Origin of the sequence: Nocardia sp. SYP-A9097, assembly GCF_009649815.1 — a bacterium.
Classification (GTDB): Bacteria; Actinomycetota; Actinomycetes; order Mycobacteriales; family Mycobacteriaceae; genus Nocardia.
This window is the reverse complement of record NZ_WJIC01000074.1, coordinates 1-1783: the sequence shown is the minus strand read 5'-3', so window position 1 is coordinate 1783 and position 1783 is coordinate 1. Positions and strand designations below refer to the sequence as shown.

1 protein-coding gene is annotated in these 1783 nt (G+C 62.3%); it reads left to right on the top strand.

The annotated features are described in order from the left end of the window. The coding region (locus tag GFY24_RS40785; RefSeq protein WP_228567170.1) for a condensation domain-containing protein at positions 1-1783 on the top strand (1783 nt) is incomplete at both ends.

Sequence of the window (1783 nt, the reverse complement as noted above, 5' to 3'; positions counted from 1 at the left end):
TCATCTGGCTGTCGATGTGGTGTCGTGGCGGATTATCGGTGACGATCTCAATCTGGGCTGGGACGCACTGCGTTCCGGGCGGCAGATCAGCCTGGCGACCGCGGGTACGTCGTTCCGGACCTGGTCGGAGCAGTTGCGTGACACCGCTGACGAAGTGTCGGCGCAGCTGCCCATTTGGCAGGAAATCGCTTCCGCTCCTGTGGTTTTGCCGGTGATCGAGCCGGGCGTGGATGTGGTGCGGACCGCCGAGCATCATGTGGCTGCGCTGGGAGTCGACGCGACAGCAATACTGCTGGGCGATGCGTCCGCTCGCCTGGGTATGGGTGTGAACGAAATCCTTTTGACCGCACTGGCTTTGGCGTTGGCCGAACATGTCGGGCATCGTTCCGCGATCGGTATCGATGTGGAGTCGCATGGTCGGGAGGAGCGGTTCGGTGGTGCGGCGGATCTGTCGCGGACGGTGGGTTGGTTCACGGCGAAATATCCTGTGTCGCTGTGTGTTCCGAAGCGTGGATGGGATGAGATCACGGGATCCGGTGTAGCGCTGGGTGCTGTTGTCAAGGCTGTGAAGCAGCAGTTGCGTGCGACTCCGGAGGGTCTGACGTATGGCTTGCTGCGGTATGTGCGAAATGAACCGCTGCTGAATGTCGCCGATCCGCAGATCGGGTTCAACTATCTCGGTCGGACGGGTGGCGGGTCGCTCGCTACCGAGGGGTCCGCGGCGTGGCAGGTGCAAGGGCTGGCTGCGGAGTTGGCGATGTCCCCGGAGATGACGCTTCCACACACTGTCGAGATCAATGCCGCTGCGGTGGACACCGATGCCGGCTTGCAGTTGCAGGCCTCGATGGCGTATGCGGGGTCGAAGCTGGATCGTGCCGAGATCGAGTCCATCGCTCGACTGTGGTTCGAAGCGGTCGAAGGGATTTGCCGCTACGCGCAGCAGGGCGGAAGTGGGCTGGTCCCCGCCGATCTGCTGGTGCGGGACTTCGGTCAATCGCAGATCGATGAACTGGAATCGATATTCGAGGTCGCCGATATCTTGCCGTTGGCTCCGCTGCAGGAAGGGTTGCTCTTCCACGCCGCGTACAACGACGGCAGCTCCGATCTGTATGCGACACAGCTGGATTTGATGCTCACGGGTGAGCTGGATGTGGCGGGTCTTCGTGCCGCGGTGCAGGCTCTGGCGAATCGCCATCCGCAACTGAGTGCGCGCTTCGCCTACAAGCAGTTCACCCGGCCGGTGCAGATTGTGTTGAAAACCCCCGACGTGCCCTGGCGCTTTGTCGACCTGGCCGGTGCGACCGAGCCGGATCGCCGTTTGCGGCAACTGGCGTCGGAGGACCGGATCGCGTGCTGCGACCTGGATCGCGAGTCACCGTTCCGGGTTTCCCTGGTGCAGGTGGCGGCCGGCAGATTCCACCTGGTGGTGACAATGCATCACATTGTTGTCGATGGTTGGTCTTTGCCAATTCTGTTGGCGGAGATATTCCGCGCGTATCGCGGGGAGAGCCAGCCGCTACCGGTGCCGTATCGGAGCTACCTGGCGTGGGTTTCCGAGCAGGACGCGGACGCTTCGAGTGTGGTGTGGCGGGACAAGTTCTCGGGCTTCGAGACGCCGACCCTCATCGATCCACTCGGAGAAGATGTGACTTCGGCGCGGTTGTCGCGGAGTTTCTCGGTGTCGGAGTCGATGACGCTTGCGCTGGATTCTTTGGTGCGGCAGTTGGATTCGACGATGAGTACGGTGTTGCAGGCGGCGTGGTCTCGGGTGTTGAGTGTGATG